Consider the following 16,667-nt stretch of genomic DNA (forward strand, 5'->3'; position numbering starts at 1 on the left):
AACTTTGGCCCGGGCGTTTGTGTCAGGCCGTGCGGGTGATCAGCTGGCGCGTTCGGTCGTCATCACTTCGTCTGCGGTAAGGGACCGCCAGCCGATTGCCACAACTGCCGCACACAGCGCCACAATGACTGCAAAGGCCAGCCAGTCGGAATGGCCGTAAAGCCACACGCCAATCGCAGGCGCCACCACAAATGCGGCGCCCGTGGCGGACGCTACCACCCCTGATGCCTCGCCCTGTTCCCGTCGGCTGACCGCAAGCGATGCGCCCGCGTTGAAACCGGGGCGGAACAGGCCGAAGCCCAGCGATGCAATGGAATAGCCCAGCGCAATGCCATGCAGTTCCTGTGCTGCGCCAAACAGGATAGTGCCTGCCGCTGCCAGCACCGCGCCTGACAATACTGCGGCGCGCGGCCCCAGGTTCAGCCGCGGGATCAATCCCCATTGCGCCAGCAAGGTGGCGATCGCCCCGCTCATCAAGACAATGCCAATCGGCCCTGTCGCAAGGGCGGGCGTTTCGCGCAGGCCCAGCCGGTCCAGCACCAGAAATCCGGAAATGCCCAGCACCATGGCTTGTGCATGGCCGCCAAGCAGCCCGGCAATCACCCATGGTCTGAGGCGCGGTTCCCACCAGCCCAGCCGTTTGGCCGGCGCGCCATTGGCCGCCGGGTCAGGCACATCGCGCTGGTCATCTGCGCAAACTTCCTGTGCGCCGCTCTCATCAGGATCGTCTTCTTCAGCGGTTTCGTGCTGCTGCCGGCTGGAGCCGCCGGAACCATAGGGCGCATCATAGGCCGTTCCGCGTGCGGCAAATTGCGGTTCGTCATTGGGCAGATAAATCCGCAGCGCCACCAGCGTGGCAATGCCCAGCAGGGTAAAGGCGGCAAATGGCCCGGTCAGGCCAAGGCCGGGAAATACCAGCAAGGGGGCAAGGGCAGGGCCGATCACCGTGCCAAGCCCGAAGCTGGAAGCAATAAGCGACAGCGCCTGCGTCCGCTGTGCGCGCGGGGTGCGTGATGCGACATAGGCCTGCACCGCTGGCGGCGCGGCAGAACCAAAACCGCCATACAGGCTGCGCGCTGCGGCGAATATCAGCAGGGTCCACAGCGCGGACAGCCAGCCAAGCAGGCCAAACCACAGGATAAGACCGCACAGGCCCATCGACACGATAAAGCCAACCAGACCAAGCGCCATCATGGCCTTGCGCCCGCGCTGGTCGGACCGGCGCGCCCAGATCGGCGCGCAGATAACCCACAGCAGCGCTGACCAGCTGTAAGCCAGGCTGATCCACACATCGTTCACCCCAAGCGACGTGCCAATGGCAGGCATGACAGATTGCATGGCCGTATTGCCCGCCGCAGTGGTCAGCATCACTGCGAACAGCAGGATCATGCGATTGCGGGATATGGCCGGTGCGGCAGGGCCGGTTTCTGCGGTGGGCGCAGGCCGTGCGGCGGGTGATGGTTTGGGCTCGTGCATCGCGCCACAGGGGCTAGTCGTGCTTTGCGATGCTTGCAATGATGATGCTTATTTGCCAACGCCGCGCAGGAGTCTGGCGGCAATGGCCGGGCACGTTGGACGGGACGCATTTCTTGAATAATACCAGCCAGGTTACAATCGCACCACGCCGCACTGCCGGCAGCCGTTTTGGCCGCCTGATGAGCCAGTGGGGCGTTTTCTTCCGCGGGTTTCTCGAACATCCCAAGATGGTCGGGTCGATTATTCCGTCTTCACGCTTCACCATTGCCAAGATGCTGGCCCCGGTAAAATGGAATGAATGCAAATTGTTTGTCGAATATGGCCCGGGGGTCGGCACATTTTGCGGTCCCGTGCTGGAGCGCCTGCGCCATGATGGCGCGCTGATTGTGATCGACACAAACCCGCTGTTCATCGATTATCTCAACCGAACAATCACTGACAGCCGCTTCACCGCGGTTCTGGGTTCTGCTGAAGATGTGGAACAGATTGTCAGGGACCACGGCCACGATCATGCCGATTATGTGCTGTCCGGCCTGCCGTTTTCAACGCTGCCTGACGGTGTTGGCCCTGCCATTGCAAAGGCCACATATGACATATTGCGTCCGGGCGGCGCATTTCTGGTCTATCAGTTTTCCGCTGCCGCGCGCGATTTCATGGCGCCGCATTTTGCCCGTATCGACCAGGGTTTTGAATTGTGGAATATCCTGCCGTGCCAGCTTTTCTGGGGTTGGAAAGACGGGGCCATCTGATGGCAGCCTCTAGTGGCGCTGTCTAAAAGATCGTTACCCAGAAAAAGGGCGGCCCCGGGGCCGCCCTATTTGTTCGGTGATCCGCTTCGTTCCTATTCGAACGTATCGGATACTTGCGCGGCAGATGGCCCCGCCAGCTGGCGATAGGATGCGCTGAGGACCGAAACGATCAGCACTGCCCAGACCGCGCCGATCAGCCCGTTAAGCGCGCCTGCGACCATCGTGCTGACCGCGCCGGTGCCAAGCATGGCGACCAGCAGCCCGCTGACCAGCCCGAATACAACCGCCACCACGATAACTGCCAGCATCAGCAGGATGTAGAACAACAGCAACCGCACGCTGTTGCCTTTGGTCACATCCCACGATGTCTTGAGCGCTTTTGCCGGGTTCAGCACGCCGGCAATCACCATGACGGGCGCCAACATGGAAAATTTCACCATCACATAGACCAGCAAGACAAAGGCAATGATGCCCACCAGCGCGCCTGCCGTGGGGCCGCCTGCTGCAAATGCAAGGCCAATGGGAACACCCAGCACCACAGCCAGCAGCAGCACCAGCAGGATCTGCGCCAGCAGATAGGGAACCAGCGTGATCGCCCCTGTCTTGATCGCATCGCCCACCGTGGGGCGCCGGTCAGTGAACAGGGCAAACAGCGCCAGCGAGCCAATGGCCTGGACAATGGCGAGAAGGAAAATCCACACGCCATTTTCTGAATAGAATGCCGTCATGGCCGCCATCGGGTCTTCAGGATTAACCTCCGTCGGCCCGGCCACCATTTGCGGCGCCACAATGGCCATCACCAGGCTGGGAAGAAACACAAAGATGGCCGCGATGATCGCAACCAGCTCGCGATTTGCGCCAATCAGGCCGGTCGCGTCGTTCCACGCACGTCCCATATCGAATTTCATTTTGTGATACTCCCCCTGGTTCAATATCTGCTTGATAAGCGAGGCAGCCCTTGCCACGCAATCCTCATGACAAAAAACATCATGTCCGGCGTCGAATTTCGGCAGGAGGCTGAACAGATTGGGTATCGCGATGCCCTGGCCGCGATGGACGAGCGCAACCGTGCCATTGCCGCCGGTGATGCAACAGAACTGATCTGGCTGCTGGAACACCCGCCGGTCTATACCGCCGGCACCAGCGCTGCTGCGGATGAATTGCTGGCCCCGCGCTTCGAAGTGGTCGATGCGGGCCGCGGCGGCCGATACACCTATCACGGCCCCGGCCAGCGGATTGGCTATGTCCTGCTTGATCTTGGCAGGCGGGGGCGCGATGTGCGCCGCTTCGTCCATTCGTTGGAAGGGTGGGTCATCGACACTCTGGGCGATTTTGGCGTGGAAAGCTGGCGCGCAGAAGGGCGGATCGGCATCTGGACGCAAGATATTGACGGCGCCGAAGCCAAAATCGGCGCGATTGGGGTGCGGGTGCGCCGCTGGGTCACGATGCACGGATTTTCGGTGAATCTGACCCCCGATCTGGAGCATTTTTCCGGCATTGTGCCGTGCGGTATCGCCGAATATGGCGTCACCAGTCTCGCGCGGCTGGGGATCGATCTTGCGCCCGAGGCATGGGATGAGGCATTGCTGGCACGCGCTGGCGATTTCCTGGCTGCGCTGGACACACGTTGCGGAGAATCCAAGTGAAGCGAAATGTCGCGAACCTGCCCGGCCTGATGATGGCGGGCCTGATGCTGCTTACAGCCTGCGGCAAGGAGCCTGAACCTGCCCCGACCAGCGGCGGCCAGGGCAATGCTGCCGGCGAAGTGCTGCCCGGCTCTGTCAGCGATGCAATGCTGGCGCTGGACACGATCGAGACGCAGGCGCCTTCACAGCAGGATACAGCGCCGCAGGAAACTTCGGCGCAAAAACCCGCGGGCGACGCTGCCACGGGCGAAGGCGATTCTGCCGCAAATTCAGACAGTGCGGCCGATAGTGCCGAACCGGGCGCAGCACCGTCACCAACCCCGTGATCTGCTGAAAAACAAAAGCGCGCCCGGGCGGCAGCCCGGACGCGCAATGAAGCAGATATCAGTAATCAGGCGTTTTCTTCGGCCATGGTCGGATAATCGATGTAACCCGCTTCACCCGGCAAATACCAGCTTTGCGGCACATTCACATTGGGTGCAAATTCCGCCCCTGCACGAATACGCGCTGGCAAGTCGGGGTTGGAAATGAACGGCCTGCCATAGGCAATCGCATCGCACTTGCCCGCTTCCACATCGGCTGCGCCTTCTGCTGCGGTGTAATCGCTGTTGAGAACCAGCGGGCCGGTGTAGATCTGGCGGATCATCGGACTTTGCTTGGGCACGTCTGTCGCGCCGAAGGTGCCGTCAGGGCCGGGTTCGCGCAGTTCGAGGAAGCCAAGGCCAAGATCCTGCACAACCTGCGCAGCGGCGCCGAATGTGGCCGCTGGGTCGCTGTCATCGCAGCCTTGCGTCTCGCCATTGGGCGATAGTCGCACGGAAACGCGGTCAGCGCCCCATACCGAGATGAGAGCTTCCAGCACTTCGCGTAGAAAACGCATGCGGTTTTCTGGCGGGCCGCCATATTCATCGGTCCGCAAATTGGTGGAATCGCGCAGGAACTGGTCCACCAGATAGCCATTGGCGCCGTGCAATTGCACCCCGTCAAAACCGGCTTTCTTCGCGTTTTGTGCGGCATGGCGATAATCTTCCACCACGCGGGCAATGTCTTCGACTGACAATTCGCGGGCCTGTTCATAATCCTTGCGGCCATCGGGCGTGTGGGCATGGCCCGGCGCAGTGGTGGCAGATGCGGATACCGGCGGTTCGCCGCCGAGGAAATCAGGATGGACGATGCGGCCCATGTGCCACATCTGCAAGACGATCTTGCCGCCTTCTTCATGCACCGCACTGGTGATGGCTTTCCAGCCTTCAACCTGTTCATCGCTCCAGATGCCGGGCGCAGATGGCCAGCCAAGGCCTTCCACACTGATGCCGGTGGCCTCGCTGATGATCAGCCCGGCACTTGCCCGCTGGCGGTAATATGTCGCCATCAATTCGTTGGGCACAAAGCCGGGCACAGTCGCGCGGCCCCGCGTCAGAGGCGCCATGAGGATGCGGTTCCGCGCTTCGATAGCGCCGAGCGAGATGGGTTGAAACAGAGCGTCGTTCAAAATGTAGGCCCCTTTAATTGGTGATATGAATTTTCATAGTGGCAGCTAAGGGGGCAGCATGGTCAATTCAACCACCTCGGCTGATGAAGTGCGGCAGGAACGCGATTATCCGCGCTGGCTGCTGCTGGCGGCATTGCTGGGCGGGAATGTGGCGCTGGCACTGGGGCCCTGGGCAGTGCGGCTGGCGGATAGCGGGCCTGTTTCGGCAGGGTTCTGGCGGCTTTTCCTGGCGTTACCCTTCCTCGCGGTGCTGGCGCGGGCCAATGGCGAAACGCTGGGCAACATTGCCCGTCCGGTGCTGGTGATGGTGATGCTGGCGGGGTTGGTTTTCGCATTTGATCTGGCCAGCTGGCACATTGGTATCGAAGCCACACGGCTGGGCAATGCCACCTTGTTTGGCAATTCCGGCAGTCTGGTGTTGATGGTGTGGGGTTTTATCCTGTGGCGCAGGCTGCCCCGCGCAATGGAATGGCTGGCCATTGCGGCAGCGTTCAGCGGGGCTGCGATCCTGATGGGCCAGTCACTGGAAATTTCCCTTGCGACACTGGTGGGCGATCTGTTCTGCCTGCTGGCGGGGCTGTTTTATGCAGGGTATCTGCTGATCCTGCAGAAAGCGCGGGCCAGCCTTGGCAGCTGGAGCCTGCTGACCTGGTGCAGCCTGGCGGGCGCGCCGGTGTTGCTGGCGATTGCGCTGTTTCGCGGAGAACCTGTGTGGCCGCACAATTGGACGCCGCTGATTGCCCTGTTTGTTCTCAGCCAACTGGTCGGGCAGGGGCTGCTGGTCTTTTCGCTCAAGCATTTTCCGCCGCTTGTCATCGGTCTGGCACTGCTGACGCAGCCTGCGGTTGCAGCGTTGTCGGGGTGGTTCGCCTTTGGTGAAACGGTGGGGCTGGTGGATATTGCAGGAATGGCGCTTCTGGGGCTGGCGCTGGTGCTGGCGCGCGGCAGCAAAGCCCAGCCAGCGGCCGATTTACCGGCAGAAGCTGAGGAACCTACCTCAAATTTTAACAGCAGGCGCGATTAGAGCGCAGCATTGCCGGCATCGTCCGCAGGCGCGCGCCTCAACCGCCCAGCTTTTGCCTGACCGAGATATAGCGCGCTTCCACTTCGTCCATTTCCGGACCCCTTAGGTTCAGCCGGGTCTGGATCATCAGTTTTTCTGCTTCCTTGGCCAATTCGCGGGTGCGGCTTTCATCATTCAGCGTGCTGCCGGTGTTCACCAGCGTATCCAGCATGATCAGCGTGGCAATCCGGTTGGTCGAAACTGCGCTGCGCATGGCGCCAAAACCGCGCGCTATGAAATGGGCATAATCATCATTCAGGGGGACGACGCGTTCTTCCTCCCCCTCATCATGGAATGACCGGCGCAGATCACGCCGGCCCAGTTCAGCCGTGGCTGCGCCCAACCAGTGCAAGGCGGTAATCGCGGTAAACGGGTCGTTGATGCCGGGTGACAATGCGCGCAACGCAATTTCCGCCAGTTCATCGATTAAAAATTGCATATCCTGCGCCGGCGTCCGCATCCCGCCCAGCCCGAAACAATCGCGAATTTCATCGTCAGGCGATTGCTGGTCTGCGTCCAGATCTTCCCATAATGCCAGCGTCATGGCGGGATGAAGAAAATCGCCCGTGCGCACAGCAAGCTGCAGCTTGCCGTTTTCGCGTTCCGCAATTTTTTGCAACGTATCGAAATCAATCCGCTGGATGTAACCGGTTTCGACCGTGGTGATGGGGTCGCCCTGGGGCGTGTGCGTTTCGACACTGCTGCGGGCAGGCCGGGGAAACAGCCGCTTGATGTCAATAATCAGCCGTTCGCCAATGCCTTGCAGCACGGTGTTGATGCGGATTGATGCGGGAATATGGTTCAGGAAAAATACCAGCACCATGATTGAAAGGGCCATCAGCCCATAGGCAACCAGCAGCGATAATTGCGGGACAAAGCCGCTGGCCGTATCCGGGTTGCCGATCAGCAGCGGCTGTTCTTCGGCTGTGCGCACCACCCGCAGAACGGTCAGCGCATAGACAAAGGTGCCGATGAATGTGGCCAGACTGAGCTGATTGCCCTTGTCTTCCATGAAGTTGGTCAGCAGGCGGGGGCCATAATTGCCGCTGGCATAGGCCACAGCGGCAATGGTGATGGAAAACACCGTCGAGGCAACGCCGATCATCGAGCCAGAAATGACCGTGAGCATATTGCTTGCCCCCTGCGGACGGGCAGGCTGCAGCCATTCAATATCGCCGAGAAAATCTGCCCAGCCGATTCGGTCGAGGTAAATCGTCCCCAGCGCCATGAACAGCGATATGATCGCAAACAGGGCCGGATAAAACCAATAGCTGGCGTTGGCCTTGGTCCATAATGACTGGATCTGACTGAACATTTTTGCCCCAATACCGGTTGCCGGCACTTATTTTCCGCACTGGCCAGCCATTCTGGCCCCATATTGGCCCCCATAATGGGCCAGCGCCAGGCTTCAGGCCATCAAACGCGCTAAACCATGATCGGTTGCATCAGCAACAATCAGGCGCGGCCCAGATCGCCCATACCGATGGTGCCACTGGCCATTTCCAGCATCCGGTCGAGGCTTTTCTTGGCCGCAAGGCGCAGGTTTTCCTCGATCTCGATCCGCGGTTCCAGATCACGAAGGGCGGTATACAGCTTTTCCATGGTGTTGAGCGCCATGTAGGGGCAGATGTTGCAATTGCAGTTGCCGTCTGCGCCCGGCGCGCCAATGAAATTCTTTTCCGGCAGCGCCTTTTCCATCTGGTGGATAATATGCGGCTCGGTTGCCACGATCAGCGTGTCACCGGGAAAATTCTTTGCAAATTGGAGGATGCCGCTGGTCGAGCCGACATAATCGGCATGCTCGACAATATGCGCGGGGCATTCAGGGTGGGCAGCAACCGGCGCATCGGGGTGTTTCTGCATCAGTTTCAGCAATTCGCTTTCGCTGAACGCTTCGTGCACGATACACACACCGGGCCACAGCAGCATTTCACGGTTGAACTTGCGGTTGAGATAGCCGCCAAGGTGACGGTCAGGCCCGAAAATGATTTTCTGGCTTTCAGGTATCTGCTGCAAGATCGTTTCGGCAGACGAACTGGTCACGATGACATCGGACAGCGCCTTCACCTCGGTCGAACAGTTGATATAGGTCAGCGCAATATGGTCAGGATGGGCTTCGCGGAACGCCTTGAACTTTTCCGGCGGGCAACTGTCTTCCAGACTGCACCCTGCATCCATGTCCGGCAGCACCACGATCTTGTCGGGGCTGAGGATTTTGGCGGTATCCGCCATGAACTTGACGCCGCAAAAGGCAATGACATCGGCATCCGTTTCAGCGGCAAGCTGGCTCAATTGCAGGCTGTCACCCACAAAATCGGCAATGTCCTGAATTTCGGGCCGCTGGTAATAATGGGCCAGAATGACCGCGTTGCGGTCCTTGCGGAGCCGGTCAATTTCAGCGCGCAGGTCAGTGCCGGTGGGGAGCGGGTTTTGTGCAGTCATTTTGAGGCTTTCTCTCCGTCGAAGCGGACATTGACAGTCACGTCGCCATATCCTGCGACGCTAAGGGGTATAGCAAGGTTCTGGCGGATTGCATCCTTTGCAGCCCCGCGCGCCAGGTTCATCAACACCGGGTTGGCCGCCTGTTTCACGGCCTGCTGTTCGGCAAGCTGCGTGTTCTTGCGGGTCAGATTATCCTGCGCTTCGCGGGTGATCCAGATGCCTTCGCGCAAATATTGCGCCCGCGCTTCATCCAGATTGGGCTTGCCCACCTTGATCGCGGGCAATTGCACGTCCAGCGTGTGCTTTTCTGCATCCCACGCCAGACGTTCCGCGCCGACCTGCGACAAATCCAGCGTATAATCGACGCGTGCGGGAATGACCGCCACCTGGCGGCTCTGGATGGTGCCGAAGAAACGGCTGTCATTGCTGGCGACGACGGGGGCAAGCTGCGCACTGAAAACAGTCAGGGAATTCTGTTTTTCAAATGCCACAAGGCTGGTGGCAAGGGGATCGCCCAGATCGTTTGCGCCAAATGCGCGCCAGCCCAGCCATGCGGCCAGCGCCAGAACAATGATGAACAGGAGCCACGGCAGCGCCTGCACCCAGGCCAGCGATCGGTCCTGCTGGCTGGTAACGTCATTCCGGGTGGACACATGCTCCGGAGCAACAGTGGTGGTGCCAGAGGCAATAGGGCCCGCGGAAGACGCGGGCATTTCGTTTTTCAGTTCACTGTCCATATTTCACCTGAACGGCTGACCATGCCGCGTTGTTCCAGATCAATAAGATGCGCCTTTACCGACATGCCGGCGGCCCCGATCAGGCGTTCATCCAGCCCCTTGTACATTTGCGGGACCAGATCTTCGATGGCTTGGGCCTGTTCACCCAGCAGCCGCCGGATCTGGTTTTCCCGCTGGCGCCGATGGCCGATCATGCCGCGCACCAATTGGCGCGGGTTTTCAATCGGCGCGCCGTGGGCAGCGTAATAGATCCGGTCTTCGCGGTCGTATAATTTGGCCAGGCTGGCCATGTAATCGGTCATATTGCCATCAGGCGGGACCACCACGCTGGTGGACCAGCCCATCACATGATCGCCCGTGAACAGCGCGCCGCTTTCTTCCAGCGCGAAACACAAATGGTTGGATGTATGGCCCGGCGTTGCCACTGCCGTGAGCGTCCAGCCGCGGCCGGTCATGCTTTCGCCATCTTCCAGCACCCGGTCGGGCGCGTAAGTGCGGTCAAACGGCGCATCGGCGCGCGGGCCATCATCGGGCAGGACCAGCGGCGCGCAGCCGACAACGGGCGCGCCGGTGCGCTGTGCCAGGGGCACTGCAGCGGGCGAATGATCGCGGTGGGTGTGCGTGCACATGATGGCTGTTACCTGCGCGCCGCCAATGGCCGCTTCCAGCGCTGCCAGATGGTCAGCATCGTCGGGCCCGGGATCAATCACGGCAAGCTGTCCGGCATTGCCCACCAGATAGGTCTGTGTGCCGGTATAGGTATAGGGCGAAGGGTTGGGAGCCAGCACGCGGCGCACCAGTGGTTCGGGCTGTTCGACCATGCCGGTCGGCCAGGGTTTGGGCGGAATGGCCATACTGTCTGATATGGGGTGACGTTTGGGGCTTGTCGAGCATTAGCGGAAGTCTTTATCAGCTAGCCATGGGAGACACAGATGCCTGAAGGCACGGACGAGAAGTTGCTGCTGGTGCTGGACGAAGGGACAACGTCTACCCGTGCCATGCTGTTTGCCGCAGATGGTACGCCGGTGGGCAGTTGCAGCCAGCCATTGACGCAAGCGTATCCGGCCCCGGGCCGGGTGGAACATGATCCGCGTGAAATCTGGCACCGCACGCTCGCCTGCGCGCGTGAAATGGTGGAAAAGGCCGGCGGGGCCGGCCGCATCGCCGCCATCGGCGTCACCAACCAACGCGAAACGGTTGTCGCATGGGACACGGCCACGGGCGAACCGCTGGCCAATGCACTGGTATGGCAGGACCGGCGGACGGCTGATTTTTGCGAAACCCTGCGCCATAAGGGCTATGAAGACGAAGTGCAGGCGCGCACCGGCCTTGTGCTTGACCCGTATTTTTCCGGCACCAAAATGCGCTGGCTGGTGGAAAACGAACCGGCGGTTGCCGAAGCTGCCAGCGCAGGCAGGCTGGCGCTGGGCACGGTTGAAAGCTGGCTGGTTTTCAAACTGACCGGCGGGGAATTCCTGTCCGATGCCAGCAATGCCAGCCGCACAATGCTGCTGCCGCTGGATGGAGCCAGCTTCGACCAAGGCTTGTGCGATCTGTTTGATGTGCCGCACCGCGCCCTGGCGCAGGTGGTGGACAATGCGGGCGAATTTGGCACCACTCTGCCGGAACTGCTGGGCGGGCGAATTGCCATTACCGGCCTTGCCGGCGATCAGCAGTCTGCCACCGTGGGGCAGGGGTGCCTGCTGCCGGGGCAGACCAAGGCAACCTATGGCACGGGGGCATTTGTGCTGTCGAACAAGGGGCATGCCATTCCCAAATCCAGCCACCGCTTGCTGGGAACTGTCCTGTTCCAACTGGCCGGAAAACGCACCTATGCGCTGGAAGGGTCGGTGTTCGTCGCCGGAAGCCTGGTGCAATGGCTGCGCGATTCCCTAGGGCTGCTGGGGACAGCGGCAGAAACAGAAACGCTCGCCCGGTCGATCGAGGATAGCGGCGGCGTGGTGATTGTGCCGGCCTTGTCCGGCCTTGGCGCGCCGCATTGGCAGCCTGAAGCGCGCGGCGTGATTGCCGGCCTCAGCTTTGCGACCGGGCGCGCACAGATCGCGCGTGCTGCGCTTGAGGCGATGGCCCATCAAACAGACGATCTGGCTCGCGCCTTTGCCGCAGACGGGGCGGGCTGGACATCGCTGAAAATTGACGGCGGCATGAGCGCCAATGACTGGATGGCGCAGGATATCGCCAATGTGCTGGATATCCCCGTCGAACGGCCCGATTTTGTCGAGACCACCGCGCTGGGCGCGGCCATGTTGGCAGGGGTGGGTGCCGGGCTGTATCCGGGGCTGGAGGATGCCGCTGCCGCGATGCGCGGGTCGGTGCGCCAGTTCATGCCCGATATGGCGGATGATGTGCGCAGCAGCCGCGCTGCGGGCTGGCGCAATGCGGTCAGCGCAGCATAGCGGCTTCAGCCTTGTGAAATGGCTTTGTTCAGCCGTTCATGCAGGCTGAGAACGCCTGATTGGCGGCTTTCGAAACGGGCACTCCACTGGTCATCCAGCCGGGCGATCCGCTGGTGCAGCCGCTGCGATTCCAACGCCAGTTTGCGTGTTTCAGGGGACAGAAGCACAAGGTTTTCTTCATCAGGCGCACGGTCTGCCGGAAGTTTGCTGTGCCGCCGCAGCTGGAATTCCGACAATTCGCCGGCAAAAAATGCCCGGTGGTTCAACAGCCATGCAAGCACATGCATCACCCGCGTGGTGGTGCGCAGCCCTTCGACAGAAACTGCCAGCCTGATGCGGTCGGCCTGTTCGCCAGTTTCGCGCACCGGGGTCAGGTCAAACACCGAACGCACTTCGTCAGCCAGCATCAGGGCTTCGCAATAAAGATCTTCAACGATCGTGCGATTGAGGTCGGCAGGCATATGCATTGTGCAATACAGCTATATAAAAGGCAGGCAGCGCGCCAGTGGCAGTCGGTTTTATACAATGCCCAAATTTGCACTGTCCCGCGATGGAACGCTTGGCGTTGGTGAAGGTGGTGCCTGAAATCTGTGGCGGCAAACGGTGGCCGCAGACGAAAGGCGCAGAAATCAGGCGATAATGTCCGGCAGCAGCGCGTCTTCGACCATGGCGATCTGGTCTTTCAGCAGCAATTTGCGTTTCTTGAGCCGCGCAATCTGCAACTGGTCGGTAGAGCCTGCCTCCAGCAATGCATCGATGGCGGCGTCCAGATCGCGGTGCTCTGTCTTCAGGCCCGCCAGCCGTTTACGCAATTCCTGCTCGTTCACCCGGATCAGTCCTTTCGCCTCAAACAGCGCTTTCACTTCACCGCTCAATACCGGTGCCTCGTCGCTTATGGATCGCTTAGGGGAAAGACAGCACTTCGCAAGCTGCCTTCGATATGTTTCTATGGCTGCCAAGGCGACTCGTTCGCTCAGGACGAGTCGCCTTCGAAGGCAGGCCAGCTTTTGGCCAAATCGAAGGAGAGCCCGATGGAGTCGTCCCACGTCATTGCCCTGCAGAGCAAACATGCCGGTCTCGATGCGAAAATCCGCGCCGAACTGAACCGCCCGGCGCCTGACGAAGTGATGGTCCAGTCGCTCAAGAAAAAGAAATTGCGCATCAAGGAAGAACTGGCTCAGGCCTGATCCGGGCCATCTGGTTCATCTTTCCGGAACATGTGTGCCGGAATACGAAATCAGGCGAGTGGTGAGCAGTATCATTCATCGGCTCTGTGTTGTAGGCATGGGCCATGAAAGCAGCTGCCTCCGCTCGCCAGATTCTGACACAGCTTCACGAGGTCATGGCCTCGCGCATGCATGCGCAGGGCAAGCTGGACCGGGTGGTCGAAATCGTCGGCGAAAGCCTCGATAGCGAGGTTTGCTCGATCTATCTGCTGCGCGACGGGATGCTGGAATTATATGCGACGCGCGGCCTCAATGCCAGCGCGGTCCATGTCACCCGCATGGCCATTGGTGAAGGGCTGACCGGCACAATTGCCGAACAGATCGAAACGCTGAACCTGGCCGAAGCCAAGGCCCATCCTGACTTCCAGTATCGCCCCGAAACAGGGGAGGAGAAATTCCATTCCTTTGCCGGTGTACCGATTGTGTACCGCGAACGGGCCGTGGGCGTCTTGTGTGTCCAGCATGTCGATCCGCGCCGTTATGAAGATGTCGAGATCGAAGCATTGCAGACCACTGCGATGGTTCTGTCCGAACTGATTGCCCATAATGAACTGGTCGATGAAGAAGCCGTGCGGGGGCTGACAGCAGCGCAGACCGGGCCAGTGACCATCGAAGGCCTGTCACTGGCCAAGGGGCTGGCCAGCGGCGTCGCCGTTTTCCACCAGCCGCGCATCACCATTGATCAGGTTGTGGCGGACGATACAGAGGCGGAGCGTCAGCGCGTGTACCGCGCTTTCGACAAGATGCGCGAAGGCATCGACACCATGACCAGCCAGGCGGAATTTCGCGTGGGCGGGGAACATGCCGAGGTTCTGCAAACCTACAAGATGTTCGCTTATGACGAAGGCTGGTCCCGCCGGATCAACGAAGCCATCGATTCAGGGCTGACTGCGGAAGCCGCCATCGAACGTGTGCAGCAGCGCACCAGAATGCGGATGCGCGAGATTGACGATCCGCTGCTGGCCGACCGGATGCACGATCTGGAAGATCTGTCCAACCGCTTGCTGCGGATTGTATCGGGGCAATTGGGCACAGCGGCGACCCACGGCCTGAGGCGTGACACCATCCTGATTGCCAAAAACTTGGGGCCGGCTGAATTGCTGGAATATGACCGGCGGCGCCTGAAAGGCGTGGTGCTGGAAGAAGGCTCGCTCACGTCCCATGTGGTGATTGTGGCGCGCGCCATGGGTATTGCGGTGCTGGGCCGTGCGCGGGGCGTGCGCGGGATAGTCCGCGAAGGCGACGAAATCCTGATTGATGCCGATGCCGGCACAGCCATTGTCCGGCCCGCCCAGCAGATGCTGACCGCATTTGAAACGCGGTTTGCCAAATCGCGCGAGCGTCAGGCGCTGTATGCAGAATTGCGGCATGTGGAACCGTTCACTCGCTGCGGCACGCGCATTCAGGTGATGATGAATGCCGGCCTGCGCGAGGATATATCCAGCCTCAGCCTGGTGGGCGCAGATGGCATTGGCCTGTTCCGGACAGAATTCCAGTTCCTGGTATCATCCACCCTGCCGCAGCGCGAAAAACAGTTCAGATTATACCGCGATGTACTGGACGCGGCAGGGGACAAGCCGGTTATCTTCCGCACCGTGGATATAGGCGGCGACAAGGCTGTGCCCTATCTGCGGTCGGGCGAGGCGGAGCATGATGAAAACCCGGCGATGGGCTGGCGCGCCTTGCGTCTTGCGCTGGAACGCGAAGGCCTGCTGAAAGTCCAGGCCCGCGCCCTGATCGAGGCGGCAGCGGGGCGGACCTTGCATGTCATGTTCCCGATGGTGTCTGAACCGTGGGAATTTGATGCGGCCAAGGCCGTCTTTGAAACCCAGCTGAAATATCTCAAGGCGCAGAAGAAAACCCTTCCCGAAGCGATCAAATATGGCGCCATGCTGGAAGTTCCGGCGCTGGCTGAAGTGTTGGATTTGCTGATCCCGCGCCTGTCATTCCTTTCCGTCGGCACCAATGACCTGACCCAGTTCCTGTTTGCCGCTGACCGGGCCAATCCCAAGCTGGCCGAACGGTATGACTGGCTCAGTCCCGCCATCCTGCGCTTCATGCGGCGCATTGCACTGGCCACCGAAGGGCGGGAAGTGGAACTTGGCGTGTGCGGCGAAATGGGCGGCAGGCGGCTCGAAGCTTTGGCGCTGCTGGGCCTTGGGTTCCGGCGCTTTTCCATCACTCCTGTATCTGTCGGGCCGATCAAGGAACTGGTCCGCAAGGTGGACCTGCAGCAATTGTCAAAAGTGATGATGGGGCTGTTGTCGCAGCCACCGGAAAGCATTCGGTATGAATTGCAGGAATGGGCCACTGCCAACGATATTGACGTAGATTGAGTTCACCGCGCAGCGAAGCCGCCTCGTCGAATTGGCGTATGCCTTGCTCGCAACCTGCTTGACAGGCGACCACGCGCATTCTTCTGATGCGTCAAAATAGAAATACCGGGGGCGCAAGGGATCGGAAATGTCGGACGTGGAAGAAAATTTTGAAGACCAGCTGCCGCTCGAAGGGGTGGGCCAGACGCTGCGCCGGGCGCGGGAAAAGAACCGCATGTCGCTGGAACAGCTTGCGGCAGAAACGCGCATACCGCAGCGCCATCTCGAACTGATCGAAGCGGGCGATTTTGCAGGCCTGCCTGCGCGCACCTATGCCATCGGCTTTTCGCGCAGCTACGCCAAGGCCGTGGGCCTTGATGACCGGCTGATTGCCGATCAGGTGCGGGCCGAACTGGCCGAAACAGGCAGTTCTGATCGCGGCAGAACCGTCGGCTTCGAACCCGGTGATCCGGCGCGCATCCCGACCCGCGGGCTGGCATGGCTGAGTGCGCTGGCAGCCATCTTGCTGCTGGTCGGCGGGTTTGCCTATTTCCGCGATTATTTCATGCCGGGCGCAGGGCCGGGGCCACTGCAGGAAGCGCCGGCTGTTACGCCGGCAGCGCAGGCAGCGGGCACGGCACTGGCAGAACCCATTAACCCTGCCGGACCAGTGGTGTTCACCGCACTGGAAGATGGTGTGTGGGTACGGTTTTACGATGCCGCCGGTACCCGCCTGATGGAAAAGGAAATGAGCAAGGGCGAAAGCTACACCGTGCCAGCAGACGTGGAAGGCCCGCGTCTGTGGACCGGGCGGCCTGATGCGCTGGAAATCACCATCGGCGGCAAACCGGTGCCGAAACTGGCGGAAGAAGACCAGATCATGCGCGATGTCGCCATTGGCGCACAGGCGTTGCTGGCGCGGCAGGCTCCGGCTGCTGCATCGGGGACAGTTTCCTCCGCCCCTACTGGCGGCCCTGCGCCTGAAAATGCTGCGCCCGCTGGCGCGGTCACTCCCGGTGCCGCAGCCAACTGATCAGACACAGGCTTTCCCCCGATTTACCGGCCCCAGCCTCGACAAGTAAGCCATGGTGCGGCAAGAATCCG

The 16,667-nt window shown here is 60.7% G+C and carries 17 protein-coding genes; 8 read left to right on the plus strand and 9 right to left on the minus strand.

The genetic code is table 11. The annotated features are described in order from the left end of the window. Positions 1-39: 39 nt before the first annotated feature. Positions 40-1,476 (minus strand): MFS transporter, encoded by a 1,437-nt coding sequence (locus tag GRI44_RS00730; protein ID WP_232842934.1) that lies wholly within the window; start codon positions 1,474-1,476, stop codon positions 40-42. Between the two features lie 179 nt (positions 1,477-1,655). On the opposite strand from GRI44_RS00730, the gene GRI44_RS00735 reads away from it, so the two are divergent. After that, a complete protein-coding gene (locus GRI44_RS00735) occupies positions 1,656-2,225 on the plus strand; it encodes a class I SAM-dependent methyltransferase (protein WP_160601133.1) in 570 nt (189 codons plus the stop codon). Between the two features lie 92 nt (positions 2,226-2,317). Here the strand turns inward: GRI44_RS00735 and GRI44_RS00740 are convergent, their stop codons facing one another. Beyond that, the gene (locus GRI44_RS00740) at positions 2,318-3,133 is read right to left on the minus strand and encodes a glycerophosphoryl diester phosphodiesterase membrane domain-containing protein (protein WP_160599397.1); all 816 of its coding nucleotides are present in this window, start codon (positions 3,131-3,133) and stop codon (positions 2,318-2,320) included. Positions 3,134-3,199: 66 nt separating this feature from the next. Between GRI44_RS00740 and lipB the strand changes: the two genes are divergently transcribed. After that, positions 3,200-3,871, plus strand: a complete 672-nt coding sequence (lipB, locus tag GRI44_RS00745) for a lipoyl(octanoyl) transferase LipB (RefSeq protein WP_160599398.1) — start codon at positions 3,200-3,202, stop codon at positions 3,869-3,871. Further along, positions 3,868-4,197, plus strand: coding sequence for a hypothetical protein (locus tag GRI44_RS00750; protein ID WP_160599399.1), 330 nt, complete (start codon positions 3,868-3,870; stop codon positions 4,195-4,197). Before lipB ends, GRI44_RS00750 begins: the two co-directional genes overlap by 4 nt. 65 nt (positions 4,198-4,262) lie before the next feature. Here GRI44_RS00750 and GRI44_RS00755 read toward each other — a convergent pair whose 3' ends face one another. Further along, a complete protein-coding gene (locus GRI44_RS00755; RefSeq protein ID WP_160599400.1) occupies positions 4,263-5,363 on the minus strand; it encodes an alkene reductase in 1,101 nt (366 codons plus the stop codon). A gap of 58 nt (positions 5,364-5,421) precedes the next feature. On the opposite strand from GRI44_RS00755, the gene GRI44_RS00760 reads away from it, so the two are divergent. Beyond that, a complete protein-coding gene (locus GRI44_RS00760; protein ID WP_160599401.1) occupies positions 5,422-6,387 on the plus strand; it encodes a DMT family transporter in 966 nt (321 codons plus the stop codon). A gap of 37 nt (positions 6,388-6,424) precedes the next feature. On the opposite strand, the gene GRI44_RS00765 is transcribed toward GRI44_RS00760, so the two are convergent. The 4 genes from GRI44_RS00765 to GRI44_RS00780 all read right to left on the minus strand — a co-directional run bounded on the left by GRI44_RS00765 (position 6,425) and on the right by GRI44_RS00780 (position 10,459). Then, positions 6,425-7,741 carry a DUF2254 domain-containing protein gene (locus GRI44_RS00765; protein WP_160599402.1) on the minus strand — a complete coding sequence of 439 codons (1,317 nt, stop codon included), beginning with the start codon at positions 7,739-7,741 and terminating at the stop codon, positions 6,425-6,427. 140 nt (positions 7,742-7,881) lie between these two features. Next, positions 7,882-8,868, minus strand: coding sequence for a quinolinate synthase NadA (gene nadA, locus GRI44_RS00770; RefSeq protein WP_160599403.1), 987 nt, complete (start codon positions 8,866-8,868; stop codon positions 7,882-7,884). After that, positions 8,865-9,605 carry a DUF4230 domain-containing protein gene (locus GRI44_RS00775; RefSeq protein ID WP_232842935.1) on the minus strand — a complete coding sequence of 247 codons (741 nt, stop codon included), beginning with the start codon at positions 9,603-9,605 and terminating at the stop codon, positions 8,865-8,867. Before GRI44_RS00775 ends, nadA begins: the two co-directional genes overlap by 4 nt. Continuing rightward, positions 9,590-10,459, minus strand: coding sequence for an MBL fold metallo-hydrolase (locus GRI44_RS00780; protein WP_160599404.1), 870 nt, complete (start codon positions 10,457-10,459; stop codon positions 9,590-9,592). The genes GRI44_RS00775 and GRI44_RS00780 overlap by 16 nt, the downstream gene beginning before the upstream one ends. A gap of 78 nt (positions 10,460-10,537) precedes the next feature. Between GRI44_RS00780 and GRI44_RS00785 the strand changes: the two genes are divergently transcribed. Further along, complete coding sequence (locus GRI44_RS00785; RefSeq protein ID WP_160599405.1) at positions 10,538-12,022, plus strand: glycerol kinase; 1,485 nt, start codon at positions 10,538-10,540, stop codon at positions 12,020-12,022. Between the two features lie 5 nt (positions 12,023-12,027). On the opposite strand, the gene GRI44_RS00790 is transcribed toward GRI44_RS00785, so the two are convergent. After that, positions 12,028-12,489, minus strand: a complete 462-nt coding sequence (locus GRI44_RS00790; RefSeq protein WP_160599406.1) for a DUF1465 family protein — start codon at positions 12,487-12,489, stop codon at positions 12,028-12,030. A gap of 162 nt (positions 12,490-12,651) precedes the next feature. Continuing rightward, positions 12,652-12,849, minus strand: a complete 198-nt coding sequence (locus GRI44_RS00795) for a YdcH family protein (RefSeq protein WP_160601137.1) — start codon at positions 12,847-12,849, stop codon at positions 12,652-12,654. 204 nt (positions 12,850-13,053) lie between these two features. On the opposite strand from GRI44_RS00795, the gene GRI44_RS00800 reads away from it, so the two are divergent. From GRI44_RS00800 to GRI44_RS00810, 3 genes are all read left to right on the plus strand, one after another. After that, a complete protein-coding gene (locus GRI44_RS00800; RefSeq protein ID WP_160599407.1) occupies positions 13,054-13,209 on the plus strand; it encodes a YdcH family protein in 156 nt (51 codons plus the stop codon). 104 nt (positions 13,210-13,313) lie between these two features. Next, a complete protein-coding gene (gene ptsP, locus GRI44_RS00805) occupies positions 13,314-15,584 on the plus strand; it encodes a phosphoenolpyruvate--protein phosphotransferase (protein WP_160599408.1) in 2,271 nt (756 codons plus the stop codon). Between the two features lie 127 nt (positions 15,585-15,711). Beyond that, positions 15,712-16,596, plus strand: a complete 885-nt coding sequence (locus GRI44_RS00810; protein WP_160599409.1) for a helix-turn-helix domain-containing protein — start codon at positions 15,712-15,714, stop codon at positions 16,594-16,596. Positions 16,597-16,667: the final 71 nt, after the last annotated feature.

The sequence above is a fragment of the Allopontixanthobacter confluentis genome (assembly GCF_009827615.1).
Lineage (GTDB): Bacteria > Pseudomonadota > Alphaproteobacteria > Sphingomonadales > Sphingomonadaceae > Allopontixanthobacter > Allopontixanthobacter confluentis.